Raw genomic sequence first — 17,982 nt, 5'->3', positions numbered from 1 at the left:
CGCTCCGGCCCCCGGACCCGCCCCCGGGGACCCCTCGGGCGCGCCGGCCGGGGCGGGGTCCGGCCAGGGGGTACGGCGGTGACTGCCCTGCGTATCGCTCACGTCGCTCGCTCCACTGGTCCGGCCCCGGCTGGTTCGGGCACGGCACCCTAGCGGGAGCGGTCGTCACGCACCAAAGCCGTTCGACCACACAGCGTGTCGGGCGAACAGGTGTGTCAGTAGTCGAAGGCGCGCGCCGTGTTGGCGGCCAGCGCCGTGGCCATGGCGTCCTCGTCGATGCCGCGGACCGCCGCCATCGCCCGGACCGTCAGCGGAATGAGGTACGGCGCGTTGGGCCGTCCGCGGTAGGGCGCCGGAGTGAGGTACGGGGCATCGGTCTCCACCAGCACCAGCTCCAGCGGGGCCACGGCGAGGGCCTCGCGCAGCGGCGCGGCGTTCTTGAAGGTGACGGTTCCGGCGAAGGACATGTAGTACCCGGCGGCCGCGCACTCGCGGGCCATCTCGGCGTCGCCCGAGTAGCAGTGGAAGACGGTCCGCTCGGGCGCGCCCTCCTCCCGCAGCACGCGCAGCACGTCCGCGTGGGCGTCGCGGTCGTGGATGACCAGCGCCTTGCCCTGCCGCTTGGCGATCTCGATGTGGGCCCGGAAGGAGCGCTCCTGCGCGGCCATCCCCTCCGGCCCGGTGCGGAAGTAGTCCAGTCCGGTCTCGCCGACCGCCTTGACGTGGTCCAGCGCGGCCAGCGCCTCGATCTCGGCCAGGGCCGCGTCGAGGGCCGCGTCGCCGCCGCCGGCGCGTGCGCCCTGGCGGGACCAGCCGTCCGGGTCGCCGTGGACGATCCGGGGGGCCTCGTTCGGGTGCAGGGCCACCGCCGCATGGACGCCGGGGTGGACGGCGGCGGTCTCGGCGGCCCACCGGGAGCCCTTCACGTCGCAGCCCACCTGGATGACCGTGGTCACCCCCACCGAAGCCGCCTTCGCCAGGCCCTCCTCGACCGTGCCGGCCTGCATGTCGAGGTGGGTGTGCGAATCCGCCACCGCCACCCGGAGGGGTTCGGGCAGCGGTGGCGGCGTGTCCTTCGCCCCCGTCTTGTCGTCGCGTGTCATACGGCCGATCTTATGACCGGCGCAGGCGCCCCAGCAGACGGGAGAACCAGCTCCGGCGCTGCTCCGGCGCGTCGACCGCGACCGGCCCGGGGGCGTCGTGCAGCCGTGCGGGCCTGCGCGGCTTCGGAGTCCGCGGGACGTCGGCGCCGGCCGGCACGGGCCCGGCGATCCCTGGTGCGACGCGGTGGTGGTAGAGCTGGTCGAGCATGCCGAGCACCGAGGAGACCTGCCCCGCCCGCATGATCCGTACGACGTGCCCGCCGCAGTTCAGGCAGGTGGGGTTGGACAGCGGGGAGGGGACCCGCTCGCCGTTGACCGTGTACATGATGAACGGCTGACCCGTGCCGTCGACGTGGTGTTCTATCGCGTAGGCCTGCTCCCACCCGTACCCGCACTTCATGCACGCGAAGGAGTACGCCTCGTGCACGGTCTGCACGGCAGGTGTGGATACGGCGTCCGATACGGCCAGGGGTGCGGGTACCGGGGTGTCTGCGATCTCACTCATGCCAGCTCCTCTTGTTCCACTGGTGCCATTGCCAGTGGACGCCTCTTCGGGCGGGAGCGCATCAGGCCCTGTCCAGTGTTGGACCGTCTTTGGGCCAGTCATGCCAAAAGTCGCCGGTGCGCGGTCTGAGCTTTGCTTTTCAGGCCCGCTCTTTACCGACCTACGGCATCTTTTGGGTCGCATTCTTTGCCGCGACGACCGCGTCGAAGACCTCGCGCTTGGGTAGCCCTGCTTCCGCGGCGACCGCGGCGATGGCCTCCTTGCGCCGCTCCCCCGCCTCCTCGCGCACCCGCACCCGGCGCACCAGCTCCTCGGCGTCCACGTCGCCCGGTACGGCCGCCGGGGCGCCCTCGACCACGATGGTGATCTCCCCGCGGACCCCGTCGGCCGCCCACAGCGCGAGGGCGCCGAGCCCGCCGCGCTTGACCTCCTCGTAGGTCTTGGTCAGCTCCCGGCAGACGGCGGCCCGCCGGTCCGCCCCGAAGACCTCGGCCATCGCGGCCAGGGTGTCGTCGAGCCGGTGCGGGGCCTCGAAGTAGACGAGCGTGCGCCGCTCGCCCTCGACCTCGCGCAGCCGGCCCAGGCGCTCGCCCGCCTTGCGCGGCAGGAACCCCTCGAAACAGAAGCGGTCCACCGGCAGCCCGGACAGCGCGAGCGCGGTGAGCACGGCGGACGGTCCGGGCACGGCCGTGACCTTGACGTCCTTCTCCACGGCGGCGGCGACCAGCCGGTAGCCGGGGTCGGAGACCGAGGGCATCCCGGCGTCCGTCACCAGCAGCACCCGCTTGCCGGCCTCCAGGGCCTCGACGAGCTCCGGGGTCCGGGCGGACTCGTTGCCCTCGAAGTACGACAGCACCCGCCCGGTGGTGTGCACGCCGAGCCCCTGCGTCAGCCGGCGCAGCCGCCGGGTGTCCTCGGCGGCGATCACATCGGCCCGCTCCAGCTCGGCGCCGAGCCGGGGCGGGGCGTCGGCGAGGTCCCCGATGGGAGTCCCGGCGAGGACGAGCACGCCGTCGGTCGGGGAGGTGGCTTCGGTACCGCGGGCCTGTTCAGCTGTCACCCCGCCATCTTCTCATCGGTCCGGGCACGGCTCCGGGCCCTCTCGTCCGCCCCGTGCGACACACCCGCTCCGGACCGGCTCCGCACGTCCCGACCCACGTGGGGGCTGGGGCTCCACAGGGGCGTTCCCTACGATGACCCGGTGACCAGTACCGCGACGCCGCCGCCCAGCCCCGCGGGGGCCCCGCCCGTCCCGCCGGGCGCGGGCGACTCCGCGCCCGAGCCGTCCCTGTGGCTGCGCCGCCTGCGGGGCTTCGGCTACGCGCCGGCCGCGCCGCCCGCCGATGTCCGCACCCGCCTGGTGCCCCCGTACGCCCGTCCGTCCGGGCAGCTCTGGACGGCGCTCGGGGTCCCGGAGGCGAGCCGGCACACCTGGCAGCGGTTCATGGCGTGGGCCGGGCCGCTGCTGGTGACGCTGGTGGCCGGGGTGCTGCGGTTCACCCACCTGGGCAGCCCGAAGGCGGTGATATTCGACGAGACGTACTACGCCAAGGACGCCTGGGCGACGATCCGCCAGGGCTATGAAGCCAGTTGGCCCAAGGATGTCGACAAGTCGATCCTCGCGAATCCCGACGGCGTGCCGCTCCCCCTGGACCCCGGCTACGTCGTGCACCCGCCGGTCGGCAAATGGGTGATCGGGCTCGGCGAGTGGATGTTCGGCTTCGATCCCTTCGGCTGGCGGTTCATGACGGCCGTGCTCGGCACCCTGTCGGTGCTGATGCTGTGCCGGATCGGCCGCCGTCTGTTCCGCTCCACCTTCCTCGGCTGCCTGGCCGGCGCGCTGCTCGCGGTGGACGGCCTGCACCTGGTGATGAGCCGCACGGCCCTCCTCGACCTGGTCCTCATGTTCTTCGTACTGGCGGCCTTCGGGGCGCTGGTCATCGACCGCGACAAGGCCCGCGCCCGGCTCGCGGCGGCGCTCCCGCTCGACGACGAGGGCCGGGCCCGCCCCGACCAGGACATCGCGCAGAACCTGCGGCTGGGCCTGCGCCCGTACCGGCTGCTGGCCGGCGTCTGCCTGGGCCTGGCGTTCGGCACCAAGTGGAACGGCCTGGTGGTGCTGGCCTTCTTCGGCGTCCTGACCGTGCTGTGGGACGCGGCCGCCCGCCGCACCGCCGGCGCGGGCACCCCGTACGCGGCGATGCTGCGCCGGGACGCGCTGCCGGCCTTCCTGTCGACGGTGCCGGTGGCGATCGGCGTGTACCTGGCCTCCTGGGCGGGCTGGATCCTGAGCCCGGACAACGGCAAGGGCGGCTACTTCCGCGACTGGGCCGCCAAGTACGACCAGAACAGCCCGCTGTCCTTCCTCCCGGAGTGGCTGCGCAGCCTGTGGCACTACGAGACCGAGGTCTACAAGTTCCACGTGGGCCTGACCTCGGGCCACACCTACGAGTCGAACCCGTGGAGCTGGCTGATCCTGGGCCGGCCCGTCTCCTACTTCTACGAGTCCCCCTCCCCCGGCACCGACGGCTGCCCGGCGACCGAGGCGGGCAAGTGCGCCCGCGAGGTCCTGGCCCTGGGCACCCCGCTGCTGTGGTGGGCGGGCTGCTTCGCGCTGCTGTACGTGCTGTGGCGCTGGTTCTTCCGCCGCGACTGGCGGGCGGGCGCCATCGCCTGCGCGCTGGGCGCCGGCCTGCTGCCCTGGTTCAACTACCAGGAGCGGACCATCTTCTACTTCTACGCGGTGGTCTTCGTCCCGTACCTGTGCCTGGCCGTGGCGATGATGATCGGCGCCCTGCTGGGCCCGGCGGGCTCCACCGAACGCCGCCGCGCCGTGGGTGCGATCGGGGCGGGCGTCCTGGTCCTGCTGATCATCTGGAACTTCATCTACTTCTGGCCGATCTACACCGGCGGCACCCTCCCGATGGACTCCTGGCGCGGCCGCATGTGGCTGGACACCTGGATCTAGCCGTTGGCCGTGTGACGCGTGCGACATCGCGGTCCGGTAAACAACAGCGTGGCGTCACGCTCGCACAGAGTAAGGTCCGCACCAGGAGTTCTTTGAACATGTTCAGAGAACGGGGGTTCCTGGGGAGGGGACGGATGAACGGGGCAGCGAAGGGCGCCATCGTCGGCGGGGTGTTTCTCGCCATGGTCGGCGGCACCGCGTACGGGGTCTACAGCCTGGTCGCGGACGAGGGGGCCGGGGGCGGCGACGCCAAGGGGTCGATGAGCGCCGGCGGGCCGGCCGCCGGGGAGAAGGCGAGCGGGCCCGTCACCGAGAAGGAGACCGCGGAGACCGCGCGGGCCTTCCTGGCCGCGTGGGCGGCCGGCGACGACCGGGCGGCGGCAGCCCTGACGAACAACACGCAGGCCGCGCAGTCGGCGGTGGCCGACTACAGGTCGGCGGCGTACGTCTCCAAGGCCGTCATCACCCCCGGCACCGCCGACGGCACCACCGTGCCGTTCAAGGTCGAGGCCGAGGTCTCCTACCAGGGCGCGACCAAGCCCCTCGTCTACGACTCCCGGCTGACCGTCGTACGCGGCGCGACCACCGGCAAGCCGCTCGTCGACTGGCAGCCCTCGGTGATCCACCCGCAGCTCCAGCGCGACGAGCGGCTGCGCGCGGGCACCCCGGCGAGCCCGCCGGTCAAGGCCGTGGACCGGCACGGCAAGGAACTCACGGCGGAGCTCTACCCGTCGCTGGGCCCGGTCCTGGAGGCGCTGCGCACGACGTACGGGCAGAAGACCGGCGGCACCCCCGGCGTCGAGCTGTGGGTCGAACCCGCCACACCCGACGCCCCCAAGCGGACCCTGGTGACGCTGGTCGAGGGGAAGCCCGGACAGATCGAGACCGTCCTGGACGCCGACGTGCAGGCGGCGGCCGAGAAGGCCGTCGCCGCCCACGCCGAGGCCTCGGTCGTCGCGGTCCAGCCGAGCACCGGCGACATCCTGGCGGTGGCCAACCACCGCCGGGACGGCTTCAACGCGGCGATGCAGGGCAAGCGGGCCCCCGGCTCCACGATGAAGATCGTGACGGCGGCGATGCTGCTGGAGAAGGGCCTGGTGGCCGCGGACCGGCCCGCGGCCTGCCCGGCGACCGCCTCCTGGGACGGCAAGGTCTTCCGCAACCAGGACGGCTTCTCCTCGCAGGGGCAGCCCTTCTCGAACAGCTTCGCCAGATCCTGCAACACCGCCTTCATCAGCCTGATCGACGACGTGAAGGACAACGGCGCCCTGCCGAGCGTGGCCCGGGAGGCCTTCGGCATCGGGCTGGACTGGAAGACGGGCGTCCCCTCGCAGGACGGCACGGTGCCCCGGACCTCCGGTCCCGCGGCGGCGGCCGAGTACATCGGCCAGGGCGCGGTCCAGATGAACCCGCTGAACATCGCCTCCATCACGGCCACGGCCCGCACGGGCGTGTTCCACCAGCCGGTGCTCGTCAAGGCCTCCCTGGACGGACGCACCCTGGCCACGGCCTCCCGCCGGCTGGCGCCCGGGGTCTCGGCGCAGCTGGTCCAGATGATGCGGCAGACCGCCACCGCCGGCACCGCCGCGGGGGCGATGTCCTCGGTCCACGGCTCCGACAAGGGCGCGAAGACCGGCTCGGCGGAGGTCGACGGCGCGGCCGCCCCCGACAGCTGGTTCACCGGCTTCAGCGGTGACGTGGCCGCCGCGGCGATGGTCGAGGGCGGCGGCCACGGTGCCGACGCGGCGGGCCCGATCGTCGCCCGGGTGCTCAACTCCTGACGCTCGCCCCCGCCCGGGTGCGGCCTCGCGGGGCCCCATCCGGGCCCCGCGGGGCCCGGATGGGGCCCCGCGGGGCCCTCACAGGCCGGGCGCACAGCCCAGGCGCAGGGGGGCAGCGGAGGCCGGCGTCCGGCGGAGCTCGGCGTTCGCTCGCGGAGGTCAGAGGCAGGTGCGCAGCGCGCGGACCAGGGACTGGGCGCGGGGGTCGGCCGTGACCGACTTGGCGTGGGAGTTCGTCACGTAGCCGAAGCCGATGCCCGCCTCCGGGTCCGCGAACCCCAGGGAGCCGCCCCGTCCCGGGTGTCCGAAGGAGGCCGGGGACAGCAGCGGCGAGGCCGGGCCGTGCAGCATGTACCCCGGGCCGAAGCGGGTGCCCACGACCAGCACCCGGTCGGCGCCGGAGGCGAACTCCGTACCGGCGAGCGCGGTCGTCGCCGGGGTGAAGATCCGGGCGCCGTCCTCGACCACCCCGATGGTGGCCCCGTAGAAGCGGGCCAGTGCGCGGGCCGTGCCGATGCCGGCGGAACCGGGCAGTTCGGCGGCCTGGTACACGGGGTCGTTCTCGTCGGGCTGGGGGTCGATGGCGGCGAAGGCGCGGCGGGTGAGGGACTCCGGGTCCGCGTAGGCCTCCGAAACGTTTCTCCTCGGCCGGGTCTTCAACAGGCCCGCACTCGCCGGGGGCTCGACCGGGGCCACCCGGCCCACCCGGTGCGCCTGGTCCTCCGGCAGGCCGATCCAGAAGTCCAGTCCCAGCGGTTCGGCGATCTCCTCGGCGAGGATCCCGCCCACCGTGCGGCCGGTCGCCCGCAGCACCAGCTCGGACACCAGCCAGCTGAAGGTCTGGGCGTGGTAGCCGTGCGCGGTCCCGGGTTCCCAGTGGGCCCGCTGCGCGGCGACGGCGCGCGGCCCGGTGACCCCGTCCGCCGCCTGCTCCACGGTGAGTCCGCGGTCCAGCGCGGGCACCCCGGCCTGGTGGGCGAGCAGGTGTCGGACCAGGGTCCGCTCCTTGCCGCCCGCCTTGAACTCCGGCCAGTACGAGCCGACGGGCGCGTCCAGGTCCAGCAGTCCGCGCTGGTGCAGGAGCAGCGGCACGGCGGCGGCCACGCCCTTGGTGGCGGAGCGCACGATCTGCGCGGTGTCCTCGGTCCAGGGGGTCCGGGGCTCGGTGCCGTCGGCGTCCTTGGTGCCGCCCCACAGGTCGACGACCTTGTGGCCGTCCCGGTAGACGGCGACGGCCGCACCCCGGTCCCCCAGCACCTCGAAATTGCGCGCGAAGGCGTCTCGGACGGGCTCGTAGCCCTCGGTCACCACACCCTGGATGTTCACGTCGGGGGCAACAACCGCGGGGCGGCGCTTATGCCACGGTCACCGAACGCGGGTCGAAGCCGAAGGGCAGCTCCAGCCGGTGGGCGCCCATCAGGGCCTCGTCGCACAGCAGGTCGCGGGTGCGGCCGTCGGCGGCGATGACGCCCTCGCTGAGGATCACCGAGCGCGGGCAGAGTTCCAGCGCGTACGGCAGGTCGTGGGTGACCATCAGCACGGTCACGTCCAGCGAGCGCAGGATGTCGGCGAGCTCGCGGCGCGAGGCGGGGTCGAGGTTGGAGGAGGGCTCGTCCAGGACGAGGATCTCGGGGCGCATCGCCAGTACGGTCGCCACCGCCACCCGGCGGCGCTGCCCGAAGGAGAGGTGGTGCGGCGGACGGTCGGCGAAGTCGGCCATGCCGACCAGTTCGAGGGCCTCGCGGACCCGCTCCTCCAGTTCGGCGCCGCGCAGGCCGGCCGCCGCCGGGCCGAAGGCCACGTCCTCGCGGACGGTCGGCATGAAGAGCTGGTCGTCGGGGTCCTGGAAGACGATGCCGACCCGGCGGCGGATCTCGGCGAGGTTGCGCTTCTCCACGGGCAGCCCGGCGACGGTCACGGTGCCGACCCCGCCGCCGAGGATGCCGTTGAGGTGGAGCACGAGGGTGGTCTTGCCGGCGCCGTTGGGGCCGAGCAGGGCGACCCGCTCCCCCGCGCCGACGGTGAGGTCGACCCCGAAGAGGGCCTGGTGCCCGTCGGGGTAGGCGTAGGCGACGCCGGCCACCTCCAGGGAGGGCGCGGGCGAGGCGGGGACGGCGGCGGAAGCGGAAGCGGAGGGAGCGGTCACAGCGTCCATCCCATCAGACAGACGGCGAGGGCCGTCACCGGGAGCACGGCCGCGTAGGCCCACTGGGCGCGGCTGGCCGTGACGTCGTCGATCACCGGCATCGAGCCGGCGTAGCCGCGGCTGACCATCGCGAGGTAGACCCGCTCGCCGCGTTCGTAGGAGCGGATGAAGAGGGCGCCCGCCGTTTTGGCGAGGACGCCCCAGTGGCGGACGCCGCGGGCCTCGAAGCCGCGCGAGCGGCGGGCGATGGACATCCGGCGCAGTTCTCCGGTGATCACGTCGCCGTACCGGATCATGAAGGAGGCGATCTGGACCAGCAGCGGCGGGAGCTTCAGGCGCTGGAGGCCCAGCAGCAGGGCGCGCAGTTCGGTCGTCGAGGCGAGCAGGACGGAGGCGGCCACGCCGAGGGTGCCCTTGGCCAGGACGTTCCAGGCGCCCCACAGGCCGGAGACGCTCAGCGAGAGGCCGAGGACGTGGACCTGTTCGCCTTCGGCGACGAAGGGCATGAGGACGGCGAAGGCCACGAAGGGGACCTCGATCAGCAGCCGTCGCAGCAGGAACCCGGCGGGGACCCGGGCCGCCGCCGCGACGACCGCGAGCAGGACGGCGTAGAGGCCGAAGGCCCACATCGCCTCGCGCGGGGTGGAGACGACGACGACCACGAACGCGAAGGTCGCGGCGATCTTGCAGTGCGGCGGCAGCCCGTGGACGGGCGAGTGCCCGTGCCGGTACAGCTTGTGCGCGTGCCCGGCCCCCATGTCAGTGGGCCGCGGGGGCGGCCGTGGCGGCGGCGGAGAGGTCCTCCGCGCGGCGCCGGCGCACGGCCCAGAAGACGCCGGTGCCGACGACGACGGTCCCGCCGACGCCGATGATCCCGGCGAGGCCGCCGGAGAGGCGGGCGTCGGACACGTCCTTGACGCTGTAGTCGGCGAGCGGGGAGCCGGCGGCGGCGTGTTCGCGGGCCTTGGCGTCGATGCCCTGGTCGGCGGCCACCTTCTCCAGGCCGTCGGGACTGGAGGAGGCGTAGTAGGAGACGAACCCGGCGAGGACGAGGGCGGTGACCAGGCCGCTGATCCACAGCGGGCGGGTGGAGCGGGCGGCGGCGGGCACCGGGGCGGCGGCCGCGGCGGGGGCGTCGACGAGCCGGCCGTCGACGCGCAGCTTCAGCGGGGCGGCCAGTCCGCGCGCGCCGTGCACCAGGTCGGGCCGTACGGCGATGACGGCGCCCACGGTCGCGGCGGTGATGGCGGCCTCGCCGATGCCGATGAGGACGTGCACGCCGGCCATCGCGGTGAACACCTTGCCGATCGGGACGTCGGTGGTGCCGCCGAGGGCGTAGAAGAGGGTGAACATGACGGCCGCGCCGGGCACCGAGAGCAGGGCTCCGGCGAAGGCGGCGACGGTGACCGAGCGGCCGCCGGCCGGCAGCACCCTGAGCAGGCCGCGGAAGACGGCGTAGGCGACGACCACGGTGACGACGGCCATGTTGGAGATGTTGACGCCGAGGGCGGTCAGGCCGCCGTCGGCGAAGAGGATGCCCTGCATGAGCAGGACGACGGAGACGCACAGGACGCCCGTGTAGGGGCCGACGAGTATGGCGGCGAGCGCTCCTCCGAGGAGGTGGCCGCTGGTGCCGGCGGCGACCGGGAAGTTCAGCATCTGCACGGCGAAGATGAAGGCGGCGACGAGGCCGGCGAGCGGGGCGGTGCGTTCGTCGAGCTCGCGGCGGGCGCCGCGCAGGCTGACGGCGACGGCGGTGGCGGCCACTGCTCCGGCGGCCACCGAGACGGGTGCGTTGATGAATCCGTCGGGCACATGCATGGAGCGGCTCCGCTTCCTCTTCCTCACTAAGTCTTTAACCGTTCAAGAATAGTGCCCAGTTGCAAATGGTTAGCAAGAGCGGGTCCGTCACAAATGGAGCCGCGCGCTTTCGTGGGAATGTGCGACGCTGGACGGACAAACGGACTTATTTGCTCCGATTTTGAGGAGTCTTGTCGATGTCAGCCACCGCCGAGAATCCACCGGGCCGCACCGCCGGGGCCGCCGGGGCCGCCACCGCGACGGCACCCGCGCCGCCCACCAGGGCCGCCGCCGCCCCGGCCGTCGAGGAGCGGGTGCGCGCCCGCGTCATCAGCGACGACCCCCTCTACCGCGCCATCCCCGTGGCCCTGCGCTTCACCGCCGCCGAGCCGCTCGCCGTCCGCGTCGTCTTCCCCGCCGAGCTGTCCCCGGAGGACACCGACAACGAGTGGGTCTTCCCCCGCGCCCTCCTGGAGGCGGGCCTGCTGGCCCCGACCGGGACCGGGGACGTCCGCGTGTGGCCCTGCGGCCGGGTGCAGGCGGTGGTCGAGTTCCACTCCCCCGAGGGAGTGGCCGTCATCCAGTTCGACATCGCCGCACTGCGCCGCTTCCTGCGCCGCACGTACGCCGCCACCGCCACCGCCGCCGCCGCCGCCGCCACCCGGTAGGCCCAACGCCGCGCGACCCGACGAAGCGGCCCGCCGCCCGACGCCCAGCGCCGCGCGACCCGACGACGCGACCGGCCCCGCACCTGGAGTCCAGGTGCGGGGCCGGTCGCGTCGGGCGGCGTCCGCGGGTCAGGCGTTGACCAGCTCGCGGTCCTTGTCCGGACCCTCGGCGGAGCCGGCGTCACCGAGGTGCTTGCGCAGGCTCTCGCCCTCCACGTCCACGTTCGGCAGGATGCGGTCGAGCCACTTCGGCAGCCACCAGGCCTTGTGGCCGAGCAGCGCCAGCACCGCCGGGACGATGGCCATGCGGACCACGAAGGCGTCGAAGAGGACGGCGACGGCCAGGCCGAAGCCGATCATCTTGACCATCGCGTCGCTGGCCCCCAGGAAACCGGAGAAGACGGCGATCATGATCACGGCGGCGGCCACGACCACGCGGGCGCTGTACTGGAAGCCGGTCACCACGGCCTGGCCGGGACGCTCGCCGTGGACGTACGCCTCACGCATGCGGGTGACCAGGAAGACCTCGTAGTCCATGGCCAGGCCGAAGACCACGCCCACCATGAAGATCGGCATCATCGACATGATCGGGCCGGTCTGCTCCACCCCGAACAGCGAGCCGAGCCAGCCCCACTGGAAGACCGCGACGACCGCGCCGAGGGCCGCGACGACCGACAGCAGGAAGCCGAGGGCCGCCTTGAGCGGGACCAGGATCGAGCGGAAGACCAGCATCAGCAGCAGGAAGGCCAGGCCGACCACGAGCGCCAGGTAGGGCAGCAGCGCGTCGTTCATCTTCTGCGAGAAGTCGATGTTCATCGCGGTCTGGCCGCTGACGTACACGCCCTCGGGGTTGCCCTCGCGGATCGAGTGGACCAGGTCCTCGGTGTCGACGGAGGACGGCCGGTCCTTCGGGATGACGCTGACGATCGCCGCGTCCTTGGCCTCGTTCTGGACCGGCGGCATCACGACCGCCACCCCGTCCAGGCCCTTGATCCGGTCCGCGGTCTTGTCGGCGAGCGCCTTGTCGCCGTCGACGACCACCATCAGGGGGCCGTTGAAGCCGGGGCCGAAGCCCTCGGAGAGCATGTCGTACGCCTTGCGCTGGCTGGTGGAGACCGGCTTGGAGCCGTCGTCCGGCAGGCCCATCTCCAGCTTGCTCGCGGGGATCGCGACCGCGCCGAGGCCGATCACACCGACCAGCAGGACCACGATCGGGCGGCGCAGCACGAAGCGGGCCCAGCGGGTGCCGCCGTTGGCCTTGGGCTCGGCGCCGGCCGGCTTGCCCTTGCCGAAGAGCTTGCTCTTCGTACCGGCGGGCAGCACCTTCTTGCCCGCGAAGCCCAGGATGGCGGGGACCAGGGTCAGGGCGACGAGCACCGCGATGACCACCGTTCCGGCGGCCGCGACACCCATCTTCGTCAGCATCGGGATGTTGACGACGGCCAGGCCCACCAGGGCGATGACCACGGTCAGACCGGCGAACACCACGGCGGAACCGGCAGTTCCGGTAGCCCGGCCGGCGGCCTCGTCGCGCTCGCGGCCCTCGGCGAGCTCCGCGCGGTAGCGGGAGACGATGAAGAGGGCGTAGTCGATGCCGACCGCGAGGCCGATCATCATCGCGAGGGTGGAGGTGGTGTTGCCCAGGTCCAGCACGTTGGCGAGCGCGGTGATGGAGGAGACGCCGATGCCCACGCCGATCAGCGCGGTCAGCAGCGGCAGCCCGGCCGCGATCAGCGAACCGAAGGTGATGACGAGGACGACCGCGGCGATCAGGATGCCGATGACCTCGCCGGAGCCCGTCTCGGGGGCCTCCATCAGCGCGTCTCCGCCGATCTCGACCTGGAGGCCGGCCTTCTGCGCGGCGTGGCCGGAGTCCTTGAGGGCGTCGCGGGCGTCGTCCTTCAGCTCCATCCCGCTGACCTTGTACTTCACGCTGACGTAGGTGGTGGAGCCGTCCTGGCTCACCGCCTTCGTCTGGTACGGGTCCTCGACACTGGCGATCTGGTCGGCGCCGGCGCCGCCCTTCAGGCCCGAGATGAGCTTCTCGACCTCGGCCTTGGGCGCCGGGTCGGTGACCTTGGCGCCCGCCGGGGCCTTGACGACGATGCGGGCGGTCGCGCCGTCGGCGGACATGCCCGGGAACTTCTCGTCCAGCAGGTCGAAGGCCTTCTGGGCCTCCGTCCCCGGTATCGAGAAGGAGCCGGAGGTGGGTGCCGAAGCGGTCGCGGCGCCGAAGACGGCCGCGAACAGCAGCGCCACCCAGACGAGGGCGACGAGGCCGCGGCGCCTGAAGGCACCTCGGCCGAGCCGGTAGAGGAAGGTGGCCACGTCGTGGTTCTCCCGTTTCAGGTCGTGGGATGGATCCGGGACGGATCAGGGCGTCAAAAGCCGGCCCGACGACGAGAGCGGCGTGTCAGGAGCAGCAGGAAGTACGTGTGCGGGGAAGGCCGGAACGGGTGGGCGCGCCGACCGGTGGCTCAGACGCCGAGGGCGGGGAAGACCACGGCATCGATGAACTGGCCGAGGAAGGTCCGGTCCACCGGCCGGTCCTCGATCAGGGGGAGGGCGATGAACGCCCCGATGAGCATGTGCGGAACGAAGTCCAGCGCCGGACAGTCCGGCCGGATCTCGCCCCGCTCCACCGCGCGCCGGAGCATCTCCTGGAGACCGTTGATCTCCGGGTCCACCAGCAGGTCGCGCAGCGCCCTGTGGAGCTCCGGGCTCTCGTGCACGGCATGGGCCAGACCCCGCATGAGCGCGGTGTCCTTGGCCATCTGCGCGTCGTCCGAACGCTCGACCATGAGCGCGAAGTCGCCGCGCAGGGTGCCCGTGTCGATCTCCCGCAGGGAGACCGGCTGGGTGCACCGCAGCGCCTGGGCGACCAGCTCCGGCTTGCTCCCCCACTGGCGGTAGAGGGTGGCCTTGCTGGACTTCGTACGGGCGGCGACCGCGTCCATGGTCAGCGCCTCGTAGCCGACCTCGCGCAGGAGGTCGAGGACCGCCCCGTGGAGTTCGGCCTCGCGTTCGGGGGTGATCCGGCTGCGCCGAACCGACATGACGTCGGTCACCCGGCAGCTTCCCTTCATCACGACCACCCGTCCGGACGAAACCGTTTCGTACTGCTCGAACCCTACCCCTCCCACTAGCGAAACGAAACCGTTCCGTTTCGATCGGGAGGGTGGCGTGGATCACCTGTACGAGTTGCCGCACCCCCCTGCCGCGGAAAGCATTGGGGGGTGAGTCACGACGTCGCGTACCTCCGCTTCCCGCACCTGCACGACGACCTGCTGTGTTTCGCCACCGAGGACGATCTCTGGGTCGCCCCCCTGGTCCCCGCCGGCCAGAGCCCCGGCCGCGCCTGGCGGATCACCGTCGACCGGACCAGGGTCGGCCATCCCCGCTTCTCCCCGGACGGACGGCACATCGCCTTCACGACCTGGCGCAGCCTCGACCCCGAGATCCACCTCGCCCCCGTCGGCGGCGGACCCGCCCGCCGCCTCACCCACTGGGGTGCCACCGACACCCGCGTCTGCGGCTGGACCCCGCCCGACGAGGAGGGCCGCAGCGACATCCTCGCCGTGTCCTCCCACGGCCAGCCCTTCTCCTACTTCGCCTGGGCCTACAGCCTGCCCACCGACGGCAGCCCCGGCGGCCGCCTCCCCTGGGGCCCCGTCTCCGACATCGCCGTCCACGCCCCCGACGGCCCCGGCGGCGAACGCCGCAGCCTGCTCCTCACCGGAAAACCCCCGCACGAGCCCGCCGCCTGGAAGCGCTACCGCGGCGGCGCCACCGGCCGCCTGTGGCTGCACGGACAACGGCTGCTGGAGGACATCGAGGGCCACCTCGACTCGCCCATGTTCGTGGGCGGCCGCATCGCCTTCCTCTCCGACCACGAGGGCATCGGCAACCTCTACTCCTGCCTCCCCGACGGCACCGGCCTGCGCCGCCACACCGACCACGACGCGTTCTACGCCCGGCACGCCTCCAGCGACGGCACCCGCGTCGTCTACCAGTGCGCGGGCGACCTCTGGCTCGTCGACTCCCTCGACGCCGACGCCGCGCCCCGCAGACTGGACGTCCGCCTCGGCGGCCCGCGCGCCGGCCGGCGCACCTACCAGGTGCCGGCCGCCAGCAACGTCGACTCCCTCTCCGTCGACGCCACCGGCCGGGCCAGCGCCGTCGTCGTGCGCGGCAGCCTGTACTGGCTCACCCACCGCGACGGCCCGGCCCGCACCATCGCCGACACCCCGGGCGTACGGGTCCGGCTGCCCGAGATGCTCGGCAGCGGCGGACAGGTCGCCTACGTCACCGACGCCGAGGGCGAGGACGCGATCGAGATCGCCTACCTCCCCCGCGCCTCCGGGGAACGGGAGCCCCGCCGGCTGGCCTCCGGCGAGCTGGGCCGCGTACTGGAACTGCTGGCCGACCCGGACGGGGAACGCCTCGCCGTCGCCTCGAACGACGGACGGCTGCTGCTCCTCGACGCGACGGAGGAGTCCGACGGGGAGGTCACCGAGCTCATCCGGTCCATCAACGGCCCCGTCACCGACCTCGCCTTCTCCCCCGACGGCTGCTGGCTGACCTGGTCGCACCCGGGCATCGGACGGTCCCTGCGGCAGATCAAGATGGCCAAGATCTCCGGACCCGGCCCGCGCGCGATCGTCGACGTCACCAACGGCCGCTTCGAGGACGAGAACCCGGTCTTCACCCGTGACGGCCGCTACCTCGCCTTCCTGTCCTGGCGCGGCTTCGACCCCGTCTACGACGTCCACACCGGCGACCTGTCCTTCCCCCTGGGCTGCCGTCCCTACCTGGTGCCGCTCTCCTCGGCCACCCCCTCCCCCTTCGCCTTCTCCGCCGACGGCCGCCCCGCCGCGGGCGGGCTCGACCCCGTCGAGGGGGAGAGCGGCGAGGGCGACGGCTCGGTGACCGTGGAGGTCGAGGGCCTGGAGAGCCGGGTCACCCCCTTCCCCGTCAGCGCGTCGAAGTACTCGGCCCTCCACCCGGTGCACGGCGGCGGACTGGTCTGGCTGCGCTGGCCCATCTCGGGCGCGCTCGGCGAGACCTTCGCCAACCCGGCCGACACCAGCGGCAAGCCGACGCTGGAGCACTTCGACATCACCAAGGCGCGCAAGAGCGAACTGGCCTCCGGACTGGACTGGTTCGCGGCCAGCGGCGACGGCACCCGTCTCGTCGTCAACGACGACGGCGACCTGCGCGCGGTCCCCGCCACCGAGTCCGGCGACGGCGACTCCACCGTCTACCTCGACCTGCGGCGCATCCTGCACGAGGTGGACCCGGCCGCCGAGTGGCGCCAGGCCTTCGAGGAGGCCGGCCGGCTCATCCGCGCCTACTTCTGGGAACCGGAGATGTGCGGCATCGACTGGGACGGCGTACTGCGCCAGTACCGCCCCCTGGTCGAACGGGTCGCCTCCCCCGACGAGTTCGCCGACCTGCTGCGCGAGGTCCTCGGCGAACTCGGCACCTCCCACGCCTACGTCTCCCCCGCACGCCGCAACGAGGGCCCGCCGCACTACCAGCGGCCCATCGGACTCCTCGGCGCCAACCTGGTCTGCCGGGACGGGACCTGGGCCGTCTCCCGGATCCTGCCCGGCGAGTCCTCCGACTCCAAGGCCCGCTCCCCGCTCGCCGGAACGGGCATCCGGGAGGGCGCCGTCCTCACCCACATCGACGGCCGGCCCGTGGACCCCGTGGCCGGCCCCTACCCGCTGCTCGCGGCGGCCGGGGGAACCACCGTCGAACTCACCGTCCAGCCCGCCGAGGGCGAGGGCAGGCCCCGCCGGGTCGCGATCGTCCCCCTCGTCGACGAACGGCCGCTGCGCTACCAGGACTGGGTCTCCAAACGGCGCGCCGTGGTCCGCGAGATCAGCGGCGGCCGCTGCGGCTACCTGCACATCCCCGACATGGGCGGCTCCGGCTGGGCCCAGTTCAACCGGGACCTGCGCCTGGAGGTCTCCCGGCCCGCCCTGATCGTCGACGTGCGCGGCAACGCGGGCGGACACATCAGCGAACTGGTGGTGGAGAAGCTCACCCGCTCCATCCTCGGCTGGGACCTGACCCGCAACGCCCAGCCCGTCTCCTACGCCTCCAACGCGCCGCGCGGCCCGATCGTCGCCCTCGCCGACGAGGCGACCTCCTCCGACGGGGACATGATCACCGCGGCCTTCAAACTGCTGGGCCTGGGCCCGGTGGTGGGCCAGCGCACCTGGGGCGGGGTCGTCGGCATGACCGGCCGGCACACCCTGGGCGACGGCACCGTCATCACCGTGCCGATGAACGCCGCGTGGTTCCCGGAGTACGGATGGTCGGTGGAGAACCACGGCGTGGAACCGGACCTGGCGATCCTGCGCACCCCGCTCGACTGGGCGGAGGGCCGGTACGCCCAGCTGGACGACGCGGTGCACCTGGCACTGGAACTGCTGGAGCAGGACCCGGCCGCGGTACCGCCCGGGTACGCGGACGTACCGGACCTGCGGCGCCCGAACCTGCCGCCCCGCTAGGGCGCTTCCGGATCTTGTCGGTCAGGCCCGCGTCGTCCGGTGCCGCGCATCGGCGTGTTGGCGGGGCGCCCTCGTACTGGACGTACTCGGGTGCCCGCCAACGCGGCGAGGTGCGGTGCCGGGCGGCGCGGGCCAGGCAAGATCCGGAAGAGACGGCCTAGGGCGTACGGCGTGCGAAAGGGGGCGCGGCCCGGCGGCGTTGCCGGGTCGCGCCCCTTCGTACGTCCTGCCTCGTACGCCAGGTCGCGTACGTCGGTTCAGATGTCCCAGTTGTCGTCGAGCTCGTCGTGCACCTTGGGTGCCTTCTGCTTGGCACCGGGCTTCTTGCCGCCGGGCGGCTGCGCGCGCTCGGGCGACTCGTCTTTCGCACCCGGCCGGGCCGCCTTCCGCGCCCTGCTCTCCAACTCGTCCGCCTTGTCCTGGAACTGGTCCTTGATAGCCATGCTCTTCACTCCACGAGGGGTGTCGGTGGTGGGCCTCGACCAGACTT

The 17,982-nt window shown here is 72.9% G+C and carries 14 protein-coding genes; 4 read left to right on the top strand and 10 right to left on the bottom strand.

Going from position 1 to position 17,982, the window contains the following annotated elements; genetic code table 11:
- Positions 1 to 215: 215 nt before the first annotated feature.
- The 3 genes from OG295_RS20520 to rsmI all read right to left on the bottom strand — a co-directional run bounded on the left by OG295_RS20520 (position 216) and on the right by rsmI (position 2,668).
- Positions 216 to 1,103: a TatD family hydrolase gene (locus OG295_RS20520; protein WP_371678186.1), complete on the bottom strand. Its 888-nt coding sequence runs from the start codon at positions 1,101 to 1,103 to the stop codon at positions 216 to 218.
- Positions 1,104 to 1,113: 10 nt separating this feature from the next.
- Positions 1,114 to 1,503, bottom strand: a complete 390-nt coding sequence (locus OG295_RS20515; protein ID WP_371681247.1) for a hypothetical protein — start codon at positions 1,501 to 1,503, stop codon at positions 1,114 to 1,116.
- Positions 1,504 to 1,768: 265 nt separating this feature from the next.
- On the bottom strand, positions 1,769 to 2,668 hold the full coding sequence (gene rsmI / locus OG295_RS20510; protein ID WP_371678185.1) for a 16S rRNA (cytidine(1402)-2'-O)-methyltransferase: 900 nt from the start codon (positions 2,666 to 2,668) through the stop codon (positions 1,769 to 1,771).
- Between the two features lie 141 nt (positions 2,669 to 2,809).
- Between rsmI and OG295_RS20505 the strand changes: the two genes are divergently transcribed.
- Positions 2,810 to 4,576 (top strand): dolichyl-phosphate-mannose--protein mannosyltransferase, encoded by a 1,767-nt coding sequence (locus OG295_RS20505; RefSeq protein ID WP_371678184.1) that lies wholly within the window; start codon positions 2,810 to 2,812, stop codon positions 4,574 to 4,576.
- Positions 4,577 to 4,710: 134 nt separating this feature from the next.
- On the top strand, positions 4,711 to 6,357 hold the full coding sequence (locus OG295_RS20500; protein ID WP_371678183.1) for a penicillin-binding transpeptidase domain-containing protein: 1,647 nt from the start codon (positions 4,711 to 4,713) through the stop codon (positions 6,355 to 6,357).
- Positions 6,358 to 6,516: 159 nt separating this feature from the next.
- Here OG295_RS20500 and OG295_RS20495 read toward each other — a convergent pair whose 3' ends face one another.
- From OG295_RS20495 to OG295_RS20480, 4 genes are read right to left on the bottom strand one after another with little or no spacing between them, the layout of a single operon-like run.
- Positions 6,517 to 7,683 carry a serine hydrolase domain-containing protein gene (locus OG295_RS20495; protein WP_371678182.1) on the bottom strand — a complete coding sequence of 389 codons (1,167 nt, stop codon included), beginning with the start codon at positions 7,681 to 7,683 and terminating at the stop codon, positions 6,517 to 6,519.
- Positions 7,684 to 7,711: 28 nt separating this feature from the next.
- Positions 7,712 to 8,512, bottom strand: a complete 801-nt coding sequence (locus OG295_RS20490) for an energy-coupling factor ABC transporter ATP-binding protein (protein ID WP_371678181.1) — start codon at positions 8,510 to 8,512, stop codon at positions 7,712 to 7,714.
- Positions 8,500 to 9,261 (bottom strand): cobalt ECF transporter T component CbiQ, encoded by a 762-nt coding sequence (gene cbiQ, locus OG295_RS20485; protein ID WP_371678180.1) that lies wholly within the window; start codon positions 9,259 to 9,261, stop codon positions 8,500 to 8,502. Before cbiQ ends, OG295_RS20490 begins: the two co-directional genes overlap by 13 nt.
- 1 nt (position 9,262) lies before the next feature.
- A complete protein-coding gene (locus OG295_RS20480) occupies positions 9,263 to 10,324 on the bottom strand; it encodes an energy-coupling factor ABC transporter permease (RefSeq protein WP_371678179.1) in 1,062 nt (353 codons plus the stop codon).
- A gap of 176 nt (positions 10,325 to 10,500) precedes the next feature.
- Between OG295_RS20480 and OG295_RS20475 the strand changes: the two genes are divergently transcribed.
- Entirely contained in the window at positions 10,501 to 10,971 is a 471-nt protein-coding gene (locus OG295_RS20475; protein ID WP_371678178.1) for an SsgA family sporulation/cell division regulator, read from the top strand.
- 129 nt (positions 10,972 to 11,100) lie between these two features.
- Here the strand turns inward: OG295_RS20475 and OG295_RS20470 are convergent, their stop codons facing one another.
- Together OG295_RS20470 and OG295_RS20465 are read right to left on the bottom strand one after the other, a co-directional pair.
- On the bottom strand, positions 11,101 to 13,299 hold the full coding sequence (locus OG295_RS20470) for an MMPL family transporter (protein ID WP_371678177.1): 2,199 nt from the start codon (positions 13,297 to 13,299) through the stop codon (positions 11,101 to 11,103).
- Positions 13,300 to 13,448: 149 nt separating this feature from the next.
- The gene (locus tag OG295_RS20465) at positions 13,449 to 14,027 is read right to left on the bottom strand and encodes a TetR/AcrR family transcriptional regulator (RefSeq protein ID WP_371681246.1); all 579 of its coding nucleotides are present in this window, start codon (positions 14,025 to 14,027) and stop codon (positions 13,449 to 13,451) included.
- Between the two features lie 180 nt (positions 14,028 to 14,207).
- Here OG295_RS20465 and OG295_RS20460 point away from each other — a divergent pair, with 180 nt between their 5' ends.
- Entirely contained in the window at positions 14,208 to 17,492 is a 3,285-nt protein-coding gene (locus tag OG295_RS20460; protein ID WP_371678176.1) for a S41 family peptidase, read from the top strand.
- A 257-nt stretch (positions 17,493 to 17,749) separates the two neighbouring features.
- On the opposite strand, the gene OG295_RS20455 is transcribed toward OG295_RS20460, so the two are convergent.
- A complete protein-coding gene (locus OG295_RS20455; RefSeq protein ID WP_371678175.1) occupies positions 17,750 to 17,935 on the bottom strand; it encodes a hypothetical protein in 186 nt (61 codons plus the stop codon).
- Between the last annotated feature and the right edge of the window lie 47 nt (positions 17,936 to 17,982).

The organism is Streptomyces sp. NBC_01276, assembly GCF_041435355.1.
Taxonomy (GTDB): domain Bacteria; phylum Actinomycetota; class Actinomycetes; order Streptomycetales; family Streptomycetaceae; genus Streptomyces.
This window is presented reverse-complemented; position numbering and strand designations above follow the sequence as displayed.

Coding starts and splice junctions, on each gene's coding strand:
- OG295_RS20520 (WP_371678186.1), bottom strand. CDS start 1,103: ATGACACGCGACGACAAGACGGGGGCGAAGGACACGCCGCCACCGCTG.
- OG295_RS20515 (WP_371681247.1), bottom strand. CDS start 1,503: ATGAAGTGCGGGTACGGGTGGGAGCAGGCCTACGCGATAGAACACCAC.
- OG295_RS20500 (WP_371678183.1), top strand. CDS start 4,711: ATGAACGGGGCAGCGAAGGGCGCCATCGTCGGCGGGGTGTTTCTCGCC.
- OG295_RS20490 (WP_371678181.1), bottom strand. CDS start 8,512: ATGGACGCTGTGACCGCTCCCTCCGCTTCCGCTTCCGCCGCCGTCCCC.
- cbiQ (WP_371678180.1), bottom strand. CDS start 9,261: ATGGGGGCCGGGCACGCGCACAAGCTGTACCGGCACGGGCACTCGCCC.
- OG295_RS20480 (WP_371678179.1), bottom strand. CDS start 10,324: ATGCATGTGCCCGACGGATTCATCAACGCACCCGTCTCGGTGGCCGCC.
- OG295_RS20475 (WP_371678178.1), top strand. CDS start 10,501: ATGTCAGCCACCGCCGAGAATCCACCGGGCCGCACCGCCGGGGCCGCC.
- OG295_RS20465 (WP_371681246.1), bottom strand. CDS start 14,027: ATGTCGGTTCGGCGCAGCCGGATCACCCCCGAACGCGAGGCCGAACTC.
- OG295_RS20455 (WP_371678175.1), bottom strand. CDS start 17,935: ATGGCTATCAAGGACCAGTTCCAGGACAAGGCGGACGAGTTGGAGAGC.